This is a genomic window from Prevotella melaninogenica, from assembly GCF_018127925.1.
Classification (GTDB): domain Bacteria; phylum Bacteroidota; class Bacteroidia; order Bacteroidales; family Bacteroidaceae; genus Prevotella; species Prevotella melaninogenica_C.
This window is the reverse complement of the sequence record NZ_CP072348.1, coordinates 478388-499930: the sequence shown is the minus strand read 5'-3', so window position 1 is coordinate 499930 and position 21543 is coordinate 478388. Positions and strand designations below refer to the sequence as shown.

At 38.2% G+C, this 21543-nt stretch carries 15 protein-coding genes and 1 tRNA gene; 12 read left to right on the top strand and 4 right to left on the bottom strand.

What is annotated here, in order from left to right; genetic code table 11:
* The first annotated feature begins 3 nt into the window (after positions 1 to 3).
* From lpxK to J4861_RS07485, 7 genes are all read left to right on the top strand, one after another.
* Entirely contained in the window at positions 4 to 1185 is a 1182-nt protein-coding gene (lpxK, locus tag J4861_RS07515; RefSeq protein WP_211817474.1) for a tetraacyldisaccharide 4'-kinase, read from the top strand.
* Entirely contained in the window at positions 1067 to 1876 is an 810-nt protein-coding gene (locus tag J4861_RS07510) for a purine-nucleoside phosphorylase (RefSeq protein ID WP_081439540.1), read from the top strand. Before lpxK ends, J4861_RS07510 begins: the two co-directional genes overlap by 119 nt.
* A gap of 99 nt (positions 1877 to 1975) precedes the next feature.
* Positions 1976 to 3085, top strand: a complete 1110-nt coding sequence (locus J4861_RS07505) for a thiamine-phosphate kinase (RefSeq protein ID WP_211817473.1) — start codon at positions 1976 to 1978, stop codon at positions 3083 to 3085.
* Between the two features lie 116 nt (positions 3086 to 3201).
* Positions 3202 to 4635, top strand: coding sequence for an IS66 family transposase (gene tnpC, locus J4861_RS07500; protein ID WP_211815788.1), 1434 nt, complete (start codon positions 3202 to 3204; stop codon positions 4633 to 4635).
* Positions 4636 to 4808: 173 nt separating this feature from the next.
* Positions 4809 to 4881, top strand: a tRNA-Phe gene (locus tag J4861_RS07495).
* 638 nt (positions 4882 to 5519) lie between these two features.
* Positions 5520 to 7601, top strand: a complete 2082-nt coding sequence (locus tag J4861_RS07490; RefSeq protein WP_211817472.1) for a GDSL-type esterase/lipase family protein — start codon at positions 5520 to 5522, stop codon at positions 7599 to 7601.
* A gap of 306 nt (positions 7602 to 7907) precedes the next feature.
* On the top strand, positions 7908 to 9470 hold the full coding sequence (locus tag J4861_RS07485; protein WP_211817471.1) for a sulfatase: 1563 nt from the start codon (positions 7908 to 7910) through the stop codon (positions 9468 to 9470).
* Between the two features lie 413 nt (positions 9471 to 9883).
* Here J4861_RS07485 and J4861_RS07480 read toward each other — a convergent pair whose 3' ends face one another.
* Positions 9884 to 11641, bottom strand: a complete 1758-nt coding sequence (locus tag J4861_RS07480) for a phosphoethanolamine transferase (protein WP_211817470.1) — start codon at positions 11639 to 11641, stop codon at positions 9884 to 9886.
* A gap of 476 nt (positions 11642 to 12117) precedes the next feature.
* The gene (locus J4861_RS07475; RefSeq protein WP_211817469.1) at positions 12118 to 13875 is read right to left on the bottom strand and encodes an IS1634 family transposase; all 1758 of its coding nucleotides are present in this window, start codon (positions 13873 to 13875) and stop codon (positions 12118 to 12120) included.
* A gap of 271 nt (positions 13876 to 14146) precedes the next feature.
* On the opposite strand from J4861_RS07475, the gene J4861_RS07470 reads away from it, so the two are divergent.
* The 3 genes from J4861_RS07470 to J4861_RS07465 all read left to right on the top strand — a co-directional run bounded on the left by J4861_RS07470 (position 14147) and on the right by J4861_RS07465 (position 18022).
* On the top strand, positions 14147 to 14905 hold the full coding sequence (locus tag J4861_RS07470; RefSeq protein ID WP_249110783.1) for an IS110 family transposase: 759 nt from the start codon (positions 14147 to 14149) through the stop codon (positions 14903 to 14905).
* Entirely contained in the window at positions 14826 to 15182 is a 357-nt protein-coding gene (locus J4861_RS13390; RefSeq protein ID WP_346267022.1) for a transposase, read from the top strand. The genes J4861_RS07470 and J4861_RS13390 overlap by 80 nt, the downstream gene beginning before the upstream one ends.
* A gap of 2012 nt (positions 15183 to 17194) precedes the next feature.
* Positions 17195 to 18022: a hypothetical protein gene (locus tag J4861_RS07465; protein ID WP_211817468.1), complete on the top strand. Its 828-nt coding sequence runs from the start codon at positions 17195 to 17197 to the stop codon at positions 18020 to 18022.
* Between the two features lie 101 nt (positions 18023 to 18123).
* Here J4861_RS07465 and groL read toward each other — a convergent pair whose 3' ends face one another.
* Both groL and J4861_RS07455 read right to left on the bottom strand, forming a co-directional pair.
* Positions 18124 to 19749 (bottom strand): chaperonin GroEL, encoded by a 1626-nt coding sequence (gene groL, locus J4861_RS07460; protein WP_013263821.1) that lies wholly within the window; start codon positions 19747 to 19749, stop codon positions 18124 to 18126.
* Positions 19750 to 19850: 101 nt separating this feature from the next.
* Positions 19851 to 20120 (bottom strand): co-chaperone GroES, encoded by a 270-nt coding sequence (locus tag J4861_RS07455; RefSeq protein ID WP_211817467.1) that lies wholly within the window; start codon positions 20118 to 20120, stop codon positions 19851 to 19853.
* 197 nt (positions 20121 to 20317) lie between these two features.
* On the opposite strand from J4861_RS07455, the gene J4861_RS07450 reads away from it, so the two are divergent.
* Together J4861_RS07450 and J4861_RS13385 are read left to right on the top strand one after the other, a co-directional pair.
* Positions 20318 to 21025 (top strand): DNA alkylation repair protein, encoded by a 708-nt coding sequence (locus J4861_RS07450; protein ID WP_211817466.1) that lies wholly within the window; start codon positions 20318 to 20320, stop codon positions 21023 to 21025.
* A 288-nt stretch (positions 21026 to 21313) separates the two neighbouring features.
* Positions 21314 to 21496: a hypothetical protein gene (locus J4861_RS13385; RefSeq protein ID WP_249110912.1), complete on the top strand. Its 183-nt coding sequence runs from the start codon at positions 21314 to 21316 to the stop codon at positions 21494 to 21496.
* Positions 21497 to 21543: the final 47 nt, after the last annotated feature.

Sequence of the window (21543 nt, the reverse complement as noted above, 5' to 3'; positions counted from 1 at the left end):
TATATGGAAGGAGACCACATTAAAATAAACAAATGGCTGTTGCCTTTCAGCTGGCTCTATGGGCTGGGAGTAAGATTGCGCAATGAGTTATTTGAACTGAACATTCTCAAATCCCGACAGTTTGATATTCCAGTCATATCTGTTGGTAACATTACTGTGGGTGGTTCAGGAAAGACTCCCCACGTAGAATATCTTATCCGATTGCTGAAGGATAAGATGAAGGTGGCTGTCCTCTCACGTGGCTATAAACGTAAAAGCCGTGGATATGTGTTGGCAAAAGAAAACACTCCTATGCGTGAGATTGGTGACGAACCCTATCAAATGAAAACAAAGTTCCCTGATATTCGTGTTGCAGTTGATAAGAAGCGATGTGAGGGAATAGACCGATTAACATCTGACGAGGAAACAAAAGATACAGATGTAATCCTTTTAGACGATGCTTTTCAGCACCGATATGTACATCCTGGTATCAACATTCTGTTAGTTGATTATCATCGACTTATCATCTATGACAAACTTCTTCCTGCTGGTAGATTACGAGAACCACTCTCAGGAAAAAATCGTGCAGATATTGTGATTATCACAAAGTGTCCTAAGAGTCTAAACCCAATAGACTATCGTGTATTGAGGAAAGCTATGGAACTCTACCCTTTCCAACAGCTTTATTTTACGACGTTAGATTATTGTGATTTGGAACCTATCTTCAGTAAAGGAAGAAATATACCACTCACAGAGATAAGAGGAAAAAATGTCTTGTTGCTTGCTGGTATCATGTCACCAAAGCAATTGGAGTTGGATCTAAACTCTTTCACAGGAAACAATGCACTGACAACACTCTCGTTCCCAGACCATCATGCATTCACAACAAAGGATATTCATCGTATTAACGAGACCTTTGCTAAAATGCCTGAACCAAAATTGATTGTCACAACAGAGAAAGATAAGGCACGTCTTGTTGATATTGATAAATTGTCAGACGAAGTAAAAGAAAATATTTATGCGCTTCCTATCAAGGTAAGCTTTATGCTTGACAAGGAAGAGACATTCAATCAAAAAATAATATCCTATGTACGAAAAAATTCAAGAAACAGCATCTTGGCTAAAAGAGAGGATGACCACAAGTCCAAAGACAGCCATCATTCTGGGCACAGGCCTCGGACAATTAGCTTCAGAGATAACCGATAGCTACTCATTTTCTTATCAAGATATACCAAATTTTCCAGTTTCAACAGTAGAAGGTCACGCTGGTAGCCTTATCTTTGGACGACTTGGTGGTAAGGATATCATGGCTATGAAAGGTCGCTTCCACTTCTATGAAGGATATAACATGAAGGATGTTACCTTCCCAATTCGTGTAATGCACGAGTTAGGCATTGAAACATTGTTTGTTTCAAACGCTTCTGGCGGTATGAATCCATCGTTCAAGATTGGTGACCTCATGATTATTACAGATCATATTAATATGTTCCCAGAACATCCGCTACGTGGTCGTAACTTCCCTACAGGTCCTCGTTTTCCAGATATGCACGAGGCATACGACCATAAATTGGTTGATTTAGCAGACTCTATTGCTAAGGAGAAGAACATCGAAGTTCAGCATGGAGTTTACATGGGCGTACAAGGACCAACCTTTGAAACACCTGCAGAATACCGTATGTACCACAAGATGGGAGGTGATGCAGTTGGCATGAGTACCGTACCAGAGGTTATCGTTGCTCGCCATAGTGGTATTAAGGTGTTCGGCATCAGTGTAATCACTGACCTTGGTGGCTTTGATGTTCCTGTAAAGGTTAGCCACGAAGAGGTTCAGGAAGCTGCAAATGCTGCACAGCCACGTATGACAGAGATTATGCGTGAGATGATTAAACGCTCATAAGACATATAAATATAAAAAGAAACTAAGGCGTTCTTTATTCTATAATTCATAGATAAAGGACGTCTTAGACATTATATCAATAAGCTATTAATAAAGTAAATGGAAATAAAAGACCTTGGTGAATTCGGACTAATCAACCGTCTCACAAAAGATATACAACCAATCAACAACTCTACCATTATGGGCGTGGGTGATGATGCTGCTGTTTTACACTATTCAGATAAAGAAACACTTGTCTCTTCACAGATGTTCATGGAGGGTGTACAGTTCGATTTAACTTACATAGACATGGAACATCTTGCCTACAAGGTGGCTATGATAGCTATGAGTAACATCTTCGCTATGAACGGACAGCCACGGCAACTCATCGTTTCATTAGGACTTGGAAAACGTTTCAAAGTAGAAAACCTTGATCAGTTCTATGCAGGATTGAACAAAGCTTGTACTAAATGGAATGTAGATATTGTTGGAGGTGACACGACTTCTTCATATACGGGACTTGCTATTAACCTCACTTGTATTGGTGAAGCTGCAAAAGATGATATCGTCTATCGTAGTGGAGCAAACGAGACCGATCTTATCTGCGTTACCGGTGACCTTGGTTCTGCCTACATGGGTTTACAGATTCTCGAACGCGAAAAGACAGTCTACTACCAGCAGGTCCAGGAATATAATAATAAGGTAAAAGAAGCACAAAGTAATAAAGATGAGAAACGACTCGAAGCTTTGCGTCAAGAACGTGCAGTCATTGAGGATTTTCAGCCTGATTTTGCAGGTAAAGAATATCTTATTGACCGTCAGTTGAAACCTGAAGCACGTGGTGATGTTCTCAATCAACTGCGCACAGCAGGTATACACCCAACCTCTATGATTGATATTTCAGATGGTTTGGCAAGTGAGTTAAAACATATTTGCGAAAAAAGTCACTGCGGTTGTAGAATTTATGAAAAGAATATTCCTATCGATTATCAAACTGCAGCAACCTGCGAAGAATTCAATATGAACCTTACAACAGCAGCTTTGAATGGTGGGGAAGACTATGAACTTCTTTTTACAGTACCTATCGGTGATCATGAGAAGATTGATAAGATGGAGAATATCAGACAGATAGGTTATATAACAAAAGAAAGCCTGGGTGCATTCCTTATTGCTCGTGATGGTAACGAGTTTGAGTTGAAGGCACAAGGTTGGCCTATAAACGAGAAATAGTAACTATTCAGCGGTATTGATCAGTCTGTATTTTCTCCTCTAAAATCTTAGTATAAAGGCTATAAATATGCTTGTTTTTCTTGCGTATTTCAGATTTTCTTTGTACCTTTATACCTATGAAAGAGCAGGTTACGGACATATCAAAAGTATTACAAGGCATGACGGAAGAGATGCGATTATTACGTGCAACTGTTAATCAGCAGTATGCCGAGATTATCAAATTGAACCGTAACATAAATGCTTTGAACCTCCAAATTCGCAAGAAAGATACGGAACTTATAAACTTACGGGAACGCTTAGCTAAGTATGAAAAACCTGACAAAAACTCTAATAACAGCAGCACTCCTCCAAGCAAGGAGCGTATAAAGGATGAGGTTATCAGAAGAACAAGAAGCCTCCGTAAGCCAAGTGGTAAGAAGCCGGGAGGACAAAAGGGGCATGATGGGCATAAGTTGTCTTACTCTTCCATACCTGACGAGATAATTGATGAGATACCCAACTATTGCACTCGTTGCGGAGAATCTTTATCAGATGCAGAACGTGTGCTTGATTATGTGACGCAGGTTATTTCCATTCCAGAGTTGAAGCCCGTAATCAAGGAAATCCGACACTATGTGATGGTATGCAAGAACTGTGGTGAACGTATTCGGACAGTACCGAGACGGCGGTCAAACAACGTGGTATATGATTCAAGCATAAAGTCCTTAGTGGTTTATCTGAGTGTCGTACAATTTCTTCCTTACGGTCGCATAGCAAGTTTTTTGCGTGAGGTATTTGGACTCACTCCAAGCGAAGGCTCACTGGTGAACTGGGTAAATGAGGCAAAGAGAAATGCGCAACCTGTGATTGATAAAATTAAAGGATATATTAAGTCATCAGCAGTTGTTGGTTTCGATGAGAGCGGCTTGTACTGTAAGAAAAGACTCGACTGGGCATGGATTGCACAAACCGTTTATTACACACTGCTTTTCCGTGCTAATGGAAGAGGGTCGAAGGTATTAGCAGACAAATTTGGCGATAGCCTGGAACGAATGACTGCCGTTACCGACCGCCATAGCGCATACTTTGCACTCCATTTCCTCAATCATCAGGTATGCCTTGCTCACTTACTGCGCGAACTGCAATATCTCTCAGAGTTGAACACTAAGCAAGAGTGGTCTGGGAAAGTAACCAATCTGTTCCGTGAAGCCATTCACGAGCGGAATACCAATCCGAACAACGTTATAGACAAGGTGTCATGGACCCGACGTTTAGACAATCTACTCAAACAGAATATAGAGGAGCTTGGTAAAAAGTTTATTACGTTCAGAAAAGGCTTGGTCAAATGCAGAGATTACATTTTCAATTTCCTCGAAAATCCGATGATACCATTTGACAATAATGGAAGTGAACGTGGAATACGCAAGCTAAAAATCAAACTGAAGAACTCCTGTGCTTTTCGTTCAGACTTCGGAGCAGACGCTTTCCTTGAACTTCATTCGATTGTAGAAACAGCTAAGAAGCACGACAAAACTCCATATAATGCGATTCAAGCCTTATTTAAGGTTTGATAATATATATCAATTATCGCTGAATAGTTACGAGAAATAGCCAACCTGTTAAAGGATGTGAATAGAAACATTTTTTTTTAGAAAAACTTGGAGGAATAAAATAAAAGTACTACCTTTGCATCGCAATTGAGAAAGAAACACAAACGCTACAAAAATTGATTGCAAATAACGATGGTGCCATAGCTCAGTTGGTAGAGCAAAGGACTGAAAATCCTTGTGTCCCCGGTTCGATTCCTGGTGGTACCACTCCTCCTTTCATCAGGGCGGTTCTCGCAAGAGGCCGCTCTTTTTTTATTACCCATTATAACCTTATGAGCCCTATTTTGGGTCAGTCCTAAAACCCAGTTGCAAGTCTACCCTCTTAAGCACACAATTTCATAAGCCTATATTAGAGCTAAAAGAAAAAGCGATGACCTTCACAGGTAATCGCTTTCTTTACTCAATAGGTATTAGTCTTTTAAAGGTAAAAGATTGTTTTCAGGATAACAGTTACAAAGATATATTATTTTCGCGTTACATGCAAACTTTCAGTAGATTATTTTTTCATTATAATGATGTGTGCGAACACATGTTTATGCAAAATCTATTTTTAACTAAATAAGTCTCGAACTTCTTGTTTCATAAGGGTTTTTGTTATTTAAAAGTTCAGAAATTTAAGTTATTCCACTTGTATATTAATAACCTTTTGTAATGCTATATGAATAGTTGCGCGTCTATACTTTTTCATCACACTACCGATCCTTTTGTATAATAATTTACCCATTAAAATGTTTTTGTAATCCATAGTGTTTCCTTTATTCATAGATTATAATTAACTTTGCAAAGAATTTATGTATAACTTAAATATTAAGTAAAAGCAAAACCTTCCATTACTACATTAATAAATGATTATGAAGAAAAGAACAATCGTGTTGTTTGGACTGCTCCTTATGGTTTTGACTGCTGTTGCAGATGGCAAAATCAAGGTAGCATGTGTAGGAAATAGTGTGACATGGGGAATGACAATTACCGATAGAGAGAAGAATTGTTATCCAGCACAACTACAGAAGCTGTTAGGAGATAAATATGAAGTCAGAAACTTCGGACACTCTGGAACTACACTACTACAACATGGACATCGTCCCTATGTCGACCAACAAGAGTACCAAGAAGCTTTGAACTTCAAGGCAGACCTTGTCATTATCCACCTTGGGCTCAATGATACCGATCCACGAAACTGGCCTGAGTACAGTGAAGAATTTAATGCTGATTACATCCATTTGATTGATAGTTTCTGTCAGGCGAATCCTAAAGCAAAGATTTGGATTTGTCTTATGACCCCTATCTTTGAGCGTCATCCACGTTTTGAGAGTGGTACACGCGACTGGCATGCACAGATTCAGAAACATATACGACAAGTGGCTACTGCAACACGAGTTCCACTCATTGACTTAAACACACCTCTATATAGTCGTCCCGACCTTCTTGCCGATGCTATTCACCCGAATGCTGAGGGTGCAAAGATTATTGCAGAGACAGTCTATGGAGCCTTAACAGGCAACTATGGTAGGCTTTCCCTTTCTCCATTGTATACGGATGGCATGGTCATTCAGCGCAACAAGCCTATTGTTTTCCGCGGAAAAGCCAATGCAGGTGAAACGGTTAAGGTCAACTTCAATGGCCATATGCTTTCAACTATAACAAATGATGCAGGAAAGTGGAAGGTAACCTTCCCTGCAGAGAAAGCTGGTGGACCTTATAAAGCCCAAATAAGTACGAAGAAAGAAAAGCTTACTATTAAAGACATATACGTTGGTGAAGTGTGGCTTTGCTCAGGACAATCAAACATGGAGTTACCTGTAAATGCTGTACAGAGCAGGACACAAGACTTGAATGAGGCTGACAGTCAGACACACTTACATCTTTTTAATATGTCAGCTATCTACCCAACGACAGCCGTAGCATGGTCTGCTAATGCTTGCGACTCTGTAAATCGTCATCAGTACCTCCATATTGGACCATGGCGTAACTGCTCTCGAGAATCTTTGGGTGGCTTCTCTGCTGTAGCTTATCACTTTGGAAAGAATTTAGCAGACAGTTTGCAGGTCCCAGTAGGTATCATCTGTAATGCTGTTGGTGGTACCACTACAGAGTCATGGATTGACCGCCATACTTTAGAACAACGTATGCCAGCTATTCTTCGTGATTGGTATCATGGAGATTTCGGAATGAAATGGGCACGTGAGCGAGCATTGCAAAACATCAGCGTAAGTAAGAACCCACTGCAACGTCATCCTTATGCACCAGCCTATATGTTCGAGACTGGTATGCTTCCACTAAAAGGATATAGTATCAAGGGAATTGTTTGGTACCAAGGTGAGTCCAATGCACATAACATGGAACTACACGAACGTCTCTTCCCAATGTTACAGAAGAGTTGGCGTAACTTCTTCCATGACCCAGAGCTACCATTTTATTTCGTACAGCTCTCCAGCCTGAATCGTCCTTCATGGCCACGTTTCCGCGATTCTCAGCGTCGTATGGCATCAAGACTACGTAATACCTGGATGGCTGTTACAACAGATGTGGGTGATTCCTTAGATGTACATTACACGAACAAAAAGCCTGTCGGTGAGCGACTTGGCTTACAGGCTTTACACCATAGTTATGACTACAACATAGAATCTGATGGTCCTATCTGTCATTCTGTATTAGCAAAAGACAATGGAATTGAATTGCAGTTTATTCACGCAAAGTCACTATCAGCTAAGGGCAGTCGCCTTATTGGCTTTGAGGTAGCAGGTGCAGATGGCATCTATTATCCAGCAGAAGCACAAATAACATCATCTAACACAATTCTTGTTAAGTCGTCTTCTGTAACACGCCCACTCTATGTTCGTTATGGATGGCAACCTTTTACACGTGCCAACCTTGTGAATGAGGTAGGATTACCATGTAGTACATTCCAATGGGCAGTAAAAAAATAAAGGTGGTTATAACCATCGTTCTTTGTTTAGAAAAATGATACAATTAAGTCAGACTGTCCGCAGTCTGACTTTTTTTATTAAGACCATTCCAGCCAGAATCCTATTTACTATATTCCATAAATAAACTTTTCTCCCTTTATAATCCTTGATGTATCCCTATATATTTGGTAGTTTAACCATATCATGCATCTACTATAGGACACTCTCAATAACTTTATAGCAAAAGAATTTAAGAACTTCATCATATTTATGTGGTGATTAGCAACTTTCTTTTTAACTTTGTACTCTATCTAAAAACCCCTATCAATGATTGATACAACAATGAACAACTATACCTTATATAATTCAAAGCACTCTTCTACCCTATTAGTTACAAGTTCAATAGCTGCTCTCGGCATTTCCTTCCCAGCCAAAGCACAACAAGTAAATACACAACCCAATATTATCTTGTTCATGGTAGACGACATGGGATGGCAGGACACATCCCTTCCCTTTGCCGATTCGATTACTGCCAATAATCGGAAATACGATACACCTAACATGGAAAGACTTGCTTCCGAGGGGATGATGTTTACAGATGCTTATGCAACTCCTATCAGTTCGCCCTCCAGATGTAGTCTGATGACAGGTATGAATATGGCTCGCCATCGGGTAACGAATTGGACTTTACATCGCGATAAGATGACAGATGGGAAACGAGATGGCGTAACATTACCTGATTGGAATTATAATGGTATTGCGCAAAGCGGTAATGTCGCACATACGACAAAGGCTATATCCTTTGTACAACTCCTAAAAAATGCAGGCTATCATACCATACATTGCGGAAAAGCACACTGGGGAGCTATTGACACTCCGGGTGAGAATCCGTGCCATTTTGGCTTTGACATAAACATTACAGGTACGGCAGCTGGTGGATTAGCTACCTATTTAAGCGAACGTAACTATGGTTTTACAAAAGATGGCAAACCCACATCTCCATTCGCTATTCCAGGCTTGGAACGTTATTGGAGTACTGGTATCTTTGCCACAGAAGCCCTTACACAAGAGGCAATAGCATCATTAGAGAAGGCTAAGAAATACGACCAACCTTTCTATCTCTATATGTCTCATTACGCTGTGCACGTACCAATCGATCGAGATATGCGTTTTTACCCTACGTATCGTGCACGTGGTCTTTCGGAGAAGGAAGCTGCTTACGCTTCATTGATTGCAGGAATGGATAAAAGTTTGGGAGATCTCATGGATTGGGTAGCAAAGGCAGGACTTAAGCGAGAGACAGTCATCATCTTTATGAGCGATAATGGAGGACTCGCCTCATCATCCTATTGGCGGGATGGAGAACTTTACACTCAGAATGCACCACTCAAGAGTGGTAAAGGTTCTCTGTATGAAGGAGGTATAAGAGTTCCCTTTATTGTAAAATGGAACAATATTGTAAAACCAAATACTCGCTCTCATGCACCTATCATCATAGAGGACCTCTACCCTACCTTACTCTCCATGGCTGAAATTAAGAACTATCATGTACCACAAAAAATAGACGGACAAGACATTACACCTATTCTTCGTGGTAAACAACAAGGTGATAAGAAGCGACAACTGATATGGAACTATCCTAACATTTGGGATGGAGAGGGATTGGGAATCAGTCTTAATTGTGCCATTCGTGAAGGGCAATGGAAATTGATTTATTCGTATCTTACAGGTCAAAAAGAACTATATGATCTATCAAGCGACCTGTCTGAGAAGAACAACCTTGCCTCTTCGCATCCTCAAATCGTTGCTCGCCTTTACAAACATCTCACATCTAAATTGCACAAAATGAATGCACAGAAACCAATCGTGGAGGGTGAAAAAAGAAAATAAGAGTTGTTAGTTTAAGTAGACATAAGTTATTCATTGAATTTTATTTCAACTGCATTATTCTACTCTTATAGGATAAAAGAAAGAATAGTATCTCCTTGAAGTGGTATCTTATCAACTTTACGAAATAAGCTACTGACCCAGTAGATTAAGTAAATTCTTTGTAGTACAACTTGTTTATAACAATAAGTTGAAGCTACTTTGGTGACATTTTGCAAGATGTTTAGCGCTCAGCACAATTGGTGTTAACCAACAACACAATATGTGCGGAGCATCAACACGCTATGTGCGGAATAACAACACATTAGCTGAAAATTGTCAAAGAGTCCCGTTTTGGTTATTATAAAGAAAACTGTAAAATGCTTTATAAATAACTAATATAGGACAACTCTACCAAACAGCACTATAAAAACATCTTATTGATATAACGCTTTATCATAGTCAATAGTCTTCAAAACAAGACGACGACGATTGTTGTTGAAACTTGGAGAGATGACATTCCTCTCTTCACAGTAGTCTTTTATCTTTATTCCAGCCAGATAAAGCAACAGATGTGGTAGGTCATCTGTCATAAACTTATTATTTCTTGCCAACAATGTTTCCGTAAAGATCTTACGGTGTTTCTGCTTATATACAGGCGAACACCATATCCAGAAAGGTATTTCAAACTCTTCGTGATACTTCTTGAGATTGATTTGTTCAACTTCAGTTAACCTACCAGCCATATTTACATCTTTACCATAGCAATCCTCTCCATGGTCAGACAAGTAGACTATAATGGCATCCTTGTTACGGAACTGTTCTACTATCTTGTTCAATACAAAATCATTATAAAGCGTTGCATTATCGTAGTCTGCAATAGTTTGTTTCTCTTTATCTGTCAAGTCCATACGTTTATAATCCTTTATTCCAAACTTCTTCATATTACTTTTACAACGCAATGAGTATTGAAAATGCTGTCCTAAAAGATGAAAGATTATCAGTTGCGGCTTCTTATAGCTAATGATATCTTTATAATCTTTTAATAGGTCCTCATCATAGTTATGAATCGTGACATTTCTATAATCAAACATTTGCTTGTTTAATTGTGGATGATTTAAGAAGAAACCACCTACAAGATTATTCGTCCAATCAGGTGTATAGTTAATACCATACGGAAATTGATTAGACAAGAAACTAACATGATACCCTGCTTTTTTAAACACCGCAGGAAAGAGTACATAATTACTCCAATCACCTTTCTCGTCAACGGATTGCAATGAGAATATTTGCTTGAACACTTTACTCGTTAGATTCCATGGTGAAACAACATTAGTAAACACTGCTAACGAATCTTTACCATTCTTCATGGCAAGTTGATAAGGCGTTGTTGGCAAAGGATAGCCATACAGTTGAGAATGGTGTCGGTTGGCACTTTCACCTATAACAAGTACAATTGTAGGAGATGCGAAAGAACATGAATCTACTTTTATTTGCTGATTAGCCATAATGACTCCATCAACCTGTTTTGCTATCAAGTGGTTTGAATAAAGTCCATAAACAATACGTTCGACTGGATGATAAAGATGTGCAAACCCATTAGTAACAGCAACCTCAAGTCCTGAAAGATTCTTAACAGTATAAAGCTGAACCTTATCATAAATACTTAAAGCTATTCCTACAAAGATTGTAAACATTAAAACAAAGGTAACAAAAGGTTGTTTGAGATAAGAGGTTGGAAACTTCATCTTCTTTACCGCCATAACAATATGACAGAGTGCAAGAAAAAGAATAATATCAGCTGCAGAAAAGAAAAGTTTTAGATTAAGATATTGCAAGAAAAACTCTGTTGCCTCTCTGCCTGTAGTCTCTTGTGCTAAAAGAAGCATTGTCGGTGTAATTGGAGTATCAAAGAGTGTCTTACAACAAGTATCTATTATGGCTACCACATAAATAATACTACTCAACAAAATCACCAACCCTTGACGTATTGTTCGTTGACAAAAACTCAGTAAAAAACAAATAATATATACATCTGCAATCAATTCTATATAACCAAAAACATTACGATGACTCACATTCGTAAAGGCACCAACCAACAGCATAAACATAAAGAAAAGAGAATTCTCTTCTATTGGCTTTACCATCTTAGTTACAAAGGTACGTTTCATTTTCGTTTTATTGATTTGCTTCATTCTGTTTTATCCTATCGTGATTTTAACATGCTATAATAATTAGGATTAGTTACAAAGGTACAAAATAGCATCCGTATTTTCAAATAATTGTTATTTACATAAGCGCTATAAATATATACACTATACCATAATTCTATATTGCTGGTCTATTTATGTAACTTAACATAGCCCTCTATACCTTTAATACAAAGATAGACAAGCTACTCAACTATAAAACAAAATCAGTTTAGTCTTTAACAGGCAGTTTAACTTAAAAGGATACTTATCACTACTAACCTTAATCATAAGAACGGTGAGCACATACCAACATGTAGCTCACCGCTCAAAATAGTTACTTATTCTTCAATTGATTGGTTTCAACATAATAAGAAGAAACATCAAAAGAAAATAAAGATAGTAGTTGACAAAAGCCTTAACCCAAGTTTAATACCCACCTTCGCCTAATTGTTACTGTCACCGTACTTTCCTCATTTTTCTTATGGGCTCTGTGTCCTACAAATTTTATTCTTTTTGAATGGTGAGTGTTTTAAGTTCAACTTATCGTATATCTGTTTTGCTTGCTTCGAAGGACTACTACATTGGCGCATCTCGATGGTTTCACCTAATGGATTCTTCCCTTTTGTGGTGACGAGCTTTTGGATGCTCATACGTCGTACTATCTCGGTCCAGTAACAGGATTCTCCTTCTCGTTTTAATTGACAACGGATAGTGTTTACCACCCAGTAGGCTAATAAACCGAAGAAAAGGTGTGCGTCGCTTCGCTCATCTTTCTGATGATAGATTGGACGGAGGTTGAGATCATTCTTTAGTTGTCTGTTCGTACATTCTATCTCACGAATGAGATTGTAGTATTCCCATGTTACACGTTCAGAAAGTGTCCTGACATTGCTGCGGAGGAGGTACTTCTGTATGGCACGTCCTGTACGTTCAACAACCTTTTCATAGGTTTTTGTTCCACCTTTCTTGGAGATTCCTTCGTTTATCCTCTGCAGTTCCATCTCAAAACGCTCTCTCCAAACCCTGTTCATGGACGACTCTGTCATAGCTTTCGAAGGAGATGTTATTTCGAGATAATAATCCTCATCATCCTCTGTCTTAACCTCTTTCAGCGTTATCTTCTGTCGACGGGCATCCATTACTGTAACGCTCTTGTTATCATCACTGAGCGTATAGTCCTTCATTTTCGTACGGGATACGCAGAGATAATTGTAACCCTTTTTCTTTATTAACTCCAAGTTCTCTTCCGTGGCAACACCTGCATCCATGACAACGAGCGTATCCTTTGTTCTTGATGGATTCCTCTTTGCCAGCGTATCAATCATATTGGGTAGAGACTTGGGATCTGCTGTATTACCCTCTAAGATAGAAGAATAACGTATAAAACCTTCTTTATTGATACATAATGCAAGTACAAGTAGCTTACAGTCAGAGCGTTTTTCTTTTGAACGACCGAACTTGGCCTTGTTGCTGTTACGCTTGCTGCCCTCGAAATAGAAGTTGGTTAAGTCGAAGAGCATCAACTTGTTGTCTATATTAAAGAGAGCGTCAGTAATGCTGCACAGATGATGCTCTAACTGTTCCTTTAGTTCATATAATTTATCAGTGATTTTATACAGAGAATTGATTCCTGGTGTCCAGCCAGGAACTCCACTATAAAGTTCAGCGGCAGCCGAGTTATCGCGCAAATAATAATAAGATGAACGTTCAGAAACTGCATATACCGTGCGAACAATCAATGCTGACAAAGCCGTGTGTATCGCATTCTCCGTCCACCCGTTTTTGCGCAGAAAACCCTCTAATTGTAGCTTGTCTATTGTCTGCTTGCAGAGCCACTCTGCACCAACATTCCTTGCGTCAGTATAGTTTGCCGTCTCAAGGTCAATATAGTTCTCATATTTTCTCAGCGACTTCTGCTCTTCCTTATTAAACCGATCGATTCCACCTTCTTTCTCCATACGGATCCACCATTCGTCAGCCTTTGCCTGTTCAATAGGAGTAAGACCGTCAAGATGTTCTTTGAAAAGCGAGGGTGTACTTCTATTTTTGAAGCGTTCGGTAAGAGCGTATGCAATTTTTCGAACCTGTACAGCAGTAAGTGAAGGTTCGAACCCGATATTCAACAGAATTAGCGAATGTACATGACCCTGCACATCACGATATGACTCCTTGATGCGATAATAAGGAGCCATGTCCCCTGTGGCAGGGTTGAATCGTGTCTGTACATTTGCGTGCATGAGTGCAAAGTAACTCTAAGTTTGCAGCAAGAAACTTAAAGAGGGTATAAAAATCCTTTAGAAAACAAGGTTGATTCATTACCTTTGTTGTCAAAAGGAAGAACCAGCCTACAGGATAGGGAAACTTTAAAGTAACAAGGAATTCAAATCCAGCTTTTGCTTTAGTCCATCCTGTATAGTTGCAAAGACCTGATAGAAAGTCTAGGCTGCGAGCCTATTTAGAGTTTTGAGTCCAACAACTATTGGCTAGCCTTCCATAAAATGCAAAGATATGAAGAAAGTTTTAATTGGCATTGATTTCTCAAAAGAAAAATTCGATGTAGCTATTATCGTTAAGTCTACATCTATGCAAGTGCATGCAGTGTTCGACAATAAAGTGAGTGGTTATCGTAAGATGATTAAGTGGATTAAGTCTGTGGTTGAGGAAAAAACATGCTCCTCTTGGTTGTTCTGTGGCGAAACTACGGGTGGATACAGCCGTATGATGAGCGACTGGCTATATGCTCAGGGGTATGACGTGTGGATAGAGAATGCACTAACCATCAAACGCACATTCCCTTTGAAGCGTATAAAGAATGATGCTGTTGACGCATTTATGATTGCTGAGTATGCTCTCCGCTTTGAGGATAAGGCGCAGTTATATGAACCCTTAAGCCCTGCTTTGAGTGGATTACGGGAACTTTTCTTGTGTCGTCATCACCTTGTACGTCACAGGTACAGCTTTCAAGTAAGACGAATTGAGAAACGTTTTACACAAGAGAAATCGCCTATCAAGAATACTATATCTCAGAGTGCCAGACATATCATTACAGAGATAAATAAGGAAATAGCCAAGTGTGATGAAAAGATAAAGGAATATATCGAATCAGATGACCAACTCTATAGTATTTTTGCCATTGTCACATCTATGCCTGGTGTTGGGACTATCAACGCTGTCAGTTTAATGGTATATACGAACAACTTTACGCGAGTTCGCATACAACCCAAGAAAGATTGCTTGCTACTATGGTATAGCACCTTTTGGACGTGATTCTGGCACAAGCGTACACACTGATCCACGAGTGGGCTTTATAGCTAATAAGATGCTCAAATCGCTCCTCACACAGGCTGCATTAGCCGCTGTACGAACTTGTCCACAGATTGCAAAGTATTATCAAAGGCTTATAGAACGAGGAAAGAAACCGATGGTTGCACTGAATAATGTCAAGAATAAGATGATTGCCATTATAACAGCAATGGTCAGAAATGGTTGCATGTATCAATCTGACAACATCTGCGTGGCAACGCAAAGTGTAAATGTTAAATAAATAGTTAAAATAAGAAATATTGGAGGTTTTTGACATAGAAAGCAAAATAATTTTGATATGGCTGTGTCCTACAAATCAGATTTTACTCCTCGCAACAATACCCTACACTTGATTATCAATCATTTATCAAATTGATACTACACAAAACATCCCGAAAATTTATGAAAAATAATTTTGCCGGTTAAACTTGGGCTAAGATGTAGAGCAATTATATCTCTGACATAATCATCATGAGTATAATATAAATATTTCTTTATTTGATACCAGTCCATAACTCCTATCTTGTTCAAAGTCCATTAAACGTTTTTGTAACTTATTCTAAAATTATATCCAGTAATTTCATTATAAGCCATCGTTCTTTAATTTGTTTCTTTATTACTCATTTTATTTTTAAGATTCATTATATAGCATGGAATTTTGTAACTATTCAGCGATAAGGTGTATAAACTATTATTGATTATCAATAAGTTACATAAATAGATACATGCAAATTCTAATAAAGAATGTCATTTCGAGCCTTTTTGCCACAATGTTACGTTTATAATTTCTTGATATTCAACGTTTATTATCGCTGAATAGTTACTATCAATGAACCTTACGTTAAACGGTCTATGCGAATCCTATTAGAATCTTAGATTTCATGGGATTGATTCCAATGAGGAAAGAAGCTAAACGTTATAGGGAACACAATATAAATGGTCGAGTACTTAATTGGTAATAAGATAGAATCAGATGATTATAAATTATATATTTTTTAGGATACATATGGCTTATAAAGCAAAACATGATTCTGCTATGTTAAATAGTATTTTGTATTTATCATGCGTACTTATGTTTGTTCTTCTTCCGATAGCAGGTGTCGTACCCGAGATAACACGGAAAGGTGGTAGAATTAACACCGCGTTTTTTATTTTATATTTCATTTCAATCTTAGGTTTTGTTACAATGAATATGGAAATAAGAAGATGGTAGAGCGTTTATATAAGAAATATTCTCAGCATAAATTTAATAGGATAATCCCAACTTATTGCTTCTTCTTAATACTACCGATATGCATTATATTGGGGATGTCTATCTATATCATAATATTAAAATACTTTGTTGACATTGACAAAATAAGAGATATTATATACAACATTCTAACAAACTCACATTAAAATTGACATATAATTGCCTTGAATATCCTTACTGCCAAACATCTATACACGCTACGGATCGACATATCTTTACAATTCAAAATTATTGGTGTCCGATAAAACTTTTTTGGAGTTATTTGTGTTAGATAAAATAGGCTTAAACTTATGATTTCATTAATTTATTTGGTTATTATAGGGCTTTCCTTGTCAATATAAGCGCATTTTATAATGCTTACAGTTTAAAACTAAAAACCAAGCCCCTGGATAAGTAAAACGGCTGCAACACCGATGAATAAAGAGATACAGAACTTTCAGTTTATTTTTACCGGACAGCAATAATTCAAAATACAAAAGAGAACTACACACCTTTTCTATTGTACTGTCACTCCTATCACCTCTTTTCTCCAACTAAGCATCTAACAATAAACAATTTACGCAGAATCTTAAAAATGACAGTAATTAAAATTAGATTAGGTTTTTCACAGTAATTCCATATGTAACATTTGTAAAATAACACATAATGTACCATCTCATTTTCTTATTGCTTAAAAGTACATTTACGAAATAAAGTTGTATATTTGCCCTTGAAAATAATATATTTAATTTCTCTACACTTTCAGAAGAAAGAATATTATCGTAGACATATTGCAATATAACGCATAACATTTGAATGGCTGCCAGCATTCAGCCTTACATTGGATGTCGAGTTGTCGTGAAGAAGTTTGCTTTCTAATATTGTGGTGAATTCCACAGAGGGAAATAATATTCCTCGCCTTTTGTTCCCACTTTCCACATCTTCGAAACTATATTATTACGAGTTAAAAGAAAGATAGTATAAACTATTAAACAAATGATAAAACAAAATTATAGCAGGAAATGATTAAACATTACTTTAATAAAGTAGGCATATACATTAGCATAATACAGGCTTTAGTGCTACTTTATTCTATTCTTTGTTCTATTGATTATTACCATAAAAAAGAAGTTATTGCTACCACTCATCCTATCTTTATTAAAAGAGACCAAATTATATCTCGAGGGGGTAACAGAAATGGTGTAACTATAAACATATTATATAACAATAAAAAATATTACGTAGGAATATCTCATAGCCAAGAATCTGACATTGAAAATACTCCTCTATACTACGATGTAGAAAGAGATCAGGTTTTCACAAATAGTGAAACAATTTATAGTATAATTGTTCCTTGGTCCACTTTTCTTTTGTCTTTCTTCTTATGGATAGCAATTAGAAAAAGAAAGAAATATATTTGGGCTATTGATTCTAAGAATAAAAGACCTCAAGAAATGTCTTACAAAGGTATGATAACATGGATGGACGGAAAACCATTCAAACTATGGGATAATTGTTCTTATTATAAGCTTACAAAGCAGGAATACAGAGCATTTGAGACAATTCTAAAGAAAGAGCTGAATAGTAGCAACAATACATTGCCATATGACCACTATTTTGTTCAATATTTCGGATATCAGAAAATGTATATGAAATATGTCTTTGTTAATTTGTATGCATACGAAGTCCACAATGACCAAGGAATAATAAAAAGTAAATACCAAACAATCTTTAACACAGCATATGGTAATCATGGAGGGCGTAACTTTGTTCAAGTTCACATAAATATTACCGATAAGAAAGTGGAACTTTTAAGTATAAATAAAGGAACAGAACTCAGCTATAAATAGACAGCTAAAAATAATAAGGAACACAACGTATTAATAAAAAATAAAAGGAAGACCCTATAAATGTCTTCCTTTTATTTTATAATATCTTGATAAAAAGCTTATTACATCATACCGCCCATTCCAGGAGCAGCTGGCATAGCTGGTGTATCCTCAACCTTGTCTACAATAAGACACTCAGTTGTCAGGAACATACCTGCGATTGAAGCTGCATTCTCAAGTGCAACACGAGAAACCTTAGCTGGGTCGATAACACCTGCAGCACGAAGGTCCTCATAAACATCCTTACGAGCATTGTAACCATAGTCACCCTTACCCTCACGAACCTTATTTACTACAACAGCACCTTCACCACCTGCATTAGCGATAATCTGACGGAGAGGCTCCTCAATAGCACGACAAACAATATTGATACCTGTCTGCTCGTCAGCATTCTCACCCTTAAGGTCCTTCAATGCCTCCTGAGCACGGATGTATGTGGTACCACCACCAACAACTACACCCTCCTCCATTGCAGCACGAGTAGCGCAAAGAGCATCGTCAACACGATCCTTCTTCTCCTTCATTTCTACCTCAGAGTTAGCACCAACATAGAGAACAGCTACACCACCAGAGAGCTTAGCCAAGCGCTCCTGCAACTTCTCCTTATCGTATGAGCTTGTTGAAGCTGCAATCTCGTTCTTAATTTGAGCCACACGATCCTTGATTGCTTCCTTCTCACCAGCACCATCAACGATTGTTGTATTGTCCTTAGAAATGGTAACCTTCTTAGCTGTACCCAACATCTCAAGAGTTGCCTTATCAAGTGAAAGGCCCTTCTCCTCGCTGATAACTACACCACCTGTCAATACTGCGATATCCTCAAGCATTGCTTTGCGACGGTCGCCAAAGCCTGGAGCCTTAACAGCACAAATCTTCAAACCTGCACGAAGACGGTTTACAACCAATGTTGTCAAAGCCTCTGAATCTACATCCTCAGCAATTACCAACAATGGACGACCACTCTCAGCTGCTGGCTGGAGGATTGGAAGGAAGTCCTTAACGTTTGAAATCTTCTTATCGTAGATGAGAATATATGGGTTCTCCATATCACACTCCATCTTATCTGTATCTGTTACGAAGTAACCAGAGAGGTAACCACGATCGAACTGCATACCCTCAACAACACCGATACTTGTCTCACGAGTCTTGCTCTCTTCGATAGTGATAACACCATCCTTAGACACCTTACGCATAGCATCTGCGAGCAACTTACCAATTTCAGGGTCGTTGTTAGCACTTACAGTAGCTACCTGCTCAATCTTGTCATAGTTGTCACCAACTACCTCTGCAGAAGCCTTAATATGATCAACAACCTTAGCTACAGCCTTGTCGATACCACGCTTAAGGTCCATTGGGTTTGCACCTGCTGTAACATTCTTCAATCCTTCAGTAACAATAGCCTGTGTGAGGATAGTTGCTGTTGTTGTACCATCACCAGCATCATCACCAGTCTTGCTTGCAACACTCTTAACAAGCTGTGCACCTGCATTCTCAAAGTTATCCTCAAGCTCTACCTCCTTAGCCACGGTAACACCGTCCTTAGTAATCTGTGGAGCACCAAACTTCTTACCGATAACAACATTACGCCCCTTAGGGCCGAGTGTTACCTTCACTGCATTTGCCAACTGATCAACACCACTCTTCAAGAGTTCACGTGCATCTGAATTGAATTTTATCTCTTTTGCCATTTTGTTTATTCCTTATTATTATTGTTTAGTTATGCTTTGCTTATCGTCACCTTATATATATAAGGTAAGAGTATTACATTCTTTAATAAGCAAAGGCTATTTTATTCAATAACTGCTAATACATCACTCTGACGCATCATCAGATATTTCTCTCCTTCATTCTCAAGCTCTGTACCAGCATACTTACCATAGAGTACTTCGTCGCCAACTTTGAGAACCATCTCTTCATCCTTGGTACCATTACCAACAGCTACAACCTTACCACGCTGTGGTTTCTCCTTGGCTGTATCTGGAATTATAATACCACCAACTTTCTCTTCTGCCTGTGCTGGAAGCACGAGGACTCTGTCTGCTAAAGGTTTAATTGTCATAATTGTATATGTTTTAAGATTTTAATTTTCATTCTGTATATGACCTGTCACCAAGTCATTTCGCTTTCAATTATACGAAAACTATGCCAAAAGGACTTACTGACAATCTGTCAGTTCTTCTTACCTATTCGACTAAAAAAAAAAAATAATTATCTTTGCATGAGAAAAGAAGTTGGTAAATTAATAAAGGGTTAACAATGAAGCAACTTACCAAGACTATAACAAATAAACTTCAAGCACTATCAGATGCGGAGAAGCGAGAAATATTCCCTAAGTTCTTTAAGGCTGGCAAAGGAGAATATGGTGAAGGCGACCGTTTCTTAGGTGTTACCGTACCCAATATCAGAGCTATTGCCAAGTTACACAAAGACATATCCATAGAGGAGATACGGGAGCTGATACAGTCAGAATGGCATGAAGTGCGCCTTTGTGCCTTAATCATAATGGTAGAGAAAAGTAAGAAAAAAGACGAAGCTTTACGCAAAGAGCTATTCAATCTTTACCTTTCTCAAACTAAGCGAATCAATAACTGGGACCTTGTTGACCTATCTTGTCGCTTCATCATAGGCGAATACTTACTTGACAAATCACGTGACATTCTTTATCATTTAGCTCAAAGTCCACTACTATGGGATAATCGTATCGCTATCGTATCAACATACGCATTCATTCGTAAAGGACAATTAGAAGACACCTATGCACTTAGCGACCTCATGATGCAACACCCACACGACCTCATGCACAAAGCTATTGGTTGGATGCTTCGTGAAGCTGGAAAGCGTAATCCTGAGCGACTTTATGATTACGTGATGAGCCATCGAGCAGACATGCCCCGTACCATGCTACGTTATGCAATAGAGAAGTTCTCACCCAAAGAGCGTTCTAAACTTATGAAACGTGGCTGACCCTCTTTTCTCTTTCGCCCACCTTCAAAACTTTATTCCAATGCGTGTCAAAGACTGAGAGACTTAAAAAGACGAATTATCGTTTTAAGTTAAAGGTGAAAAGGCGAAGAGGTAAAAGGACTTAACCCTCATAATTCAAACCTTCTGCAAAGATGTTTGCTATTATATAAGGTAATACGTAAAGCAAGGAAAGATAATTGTTTTTATATTTTTTGCTAATTTCTTGTTTATTTCGAATATTGTCACTACCTTTGCGCCCAGTTAAATTAAAATTAACTCGCAATAACGATGAGAGTCATAAAGAATATTAATCCAGCAAATATTTGCACCTTAGGAAATAAAGGTGTAAACACGCTTTGTGCTGCATTAGATTCTTTAACGAAGAAAGATGAAAAAAATATCGCAAATTATTTGGTAGTTCCAAATAATTTTGTACTCTCTCTCTCTCTCTCTCATATAGGCCAGGCCTAACCTCCCCACTTTTTTCTTCTCGCATACGCGCGCGAGGCGTGCCGTGC

Excerpts from the sequence above, each read along its gene's own strand:
- lpxK (WP_211817474.1), top strand. The coding sequence starts at position 4 with ATGGAAGGAGACCACATTAAAATAAACAAATGGCTGTTGCCTTTCAGC.
- J4861_RS07510 (WP_081439540.1), top strand. The coding sequence starts at position 1,067 with ATGTACGAAAAAATTCAAGAAACAGCATCTTGGCTAAAAGAGAGGATG.
- J4861_RS07505 (WP_211817473.1), top strand. The coding sequence starts at position 1,976 with ATGGAAATAAAAGACCTTGGTGAATTCGGACTAATCAACCGTCTCACA.
- tnpC (WP_211815788.1), top strand. The coding sequence starts at position 3,202 with ATGAAAGAGCAGGTTACGGACATATCAAAAGTATTACAAGGCATGACG.
- J4861_RS07490 (WP_211817472.1), top strand. The coding sequence starts at position 5,520 with ATGATTATGAAGAAAAGAACAATCGTGTTGTTTGGACTGCTCCTTATG.
- J4861_RS07485 (WP_211817471.1), top strand. The coding sequence starts at position 7,908 with ATGATTGATACAACAATGAACAACTATACCTTATATAATTCAAAGCAC.
- J4861_RS07480 (WP_211817470.1), bottom strand. The coding sequence starts at position 11,641 with ATGAAGCAAATCAATAAAACGAAAATGAAACGTACCTTTGTAACTAAG.
- J4861_RS07475 (WP_211817469.1), bottom strand. The coding sequence starts at position 13,875 with ATGCACGCAAATGTACAGACACGATTCAACCCTGCCACAGGGGACATG.
- J4861_RS07470 (WP_249110783.1), top strand. The coding sequence starts at position 14,147 with ATGAAGAAAGTTTTAATTGGCATTGATTTCTCAAAAGAAAAATTCGAT.
- J4861_RS07465 (WP_211817468.1), top strand. The coding sequence starts at position 17,195 with ATGATTAAACATTACTTTAATAAAGTAGGCATATACATTAGCATAATA.
- groL (WP_013263821.1), bottom strand. The coding sequence starts at position 19,749 with ATGGCAAAAGAGATAAAATTCAATTCAGATGCACGTGAACTCTTGAAG.
- J4861_RS07455 (WP_211817467.1), bottom strand. The coding sequence starts at position 20,120 with ATGACAATTAAACCTTTAGCAGACAGAGTCCTCGTGCTTCCAGCACAG.
- J4861_RS07450 (WP_211817466.1), top strand. The coding sequence starts at position 20,318 with ATGAAGCAACTTACCAAGACTATAACAAATAAACTTCAAGCACTATCA.
- J4861_RS13385 (WP_249110912.1), top strand. The coding sequence starts at position 21,314 with ATGAGAGTCATAAAGAATATTAATCCAGCAAATATTTGCACCTTAGGA.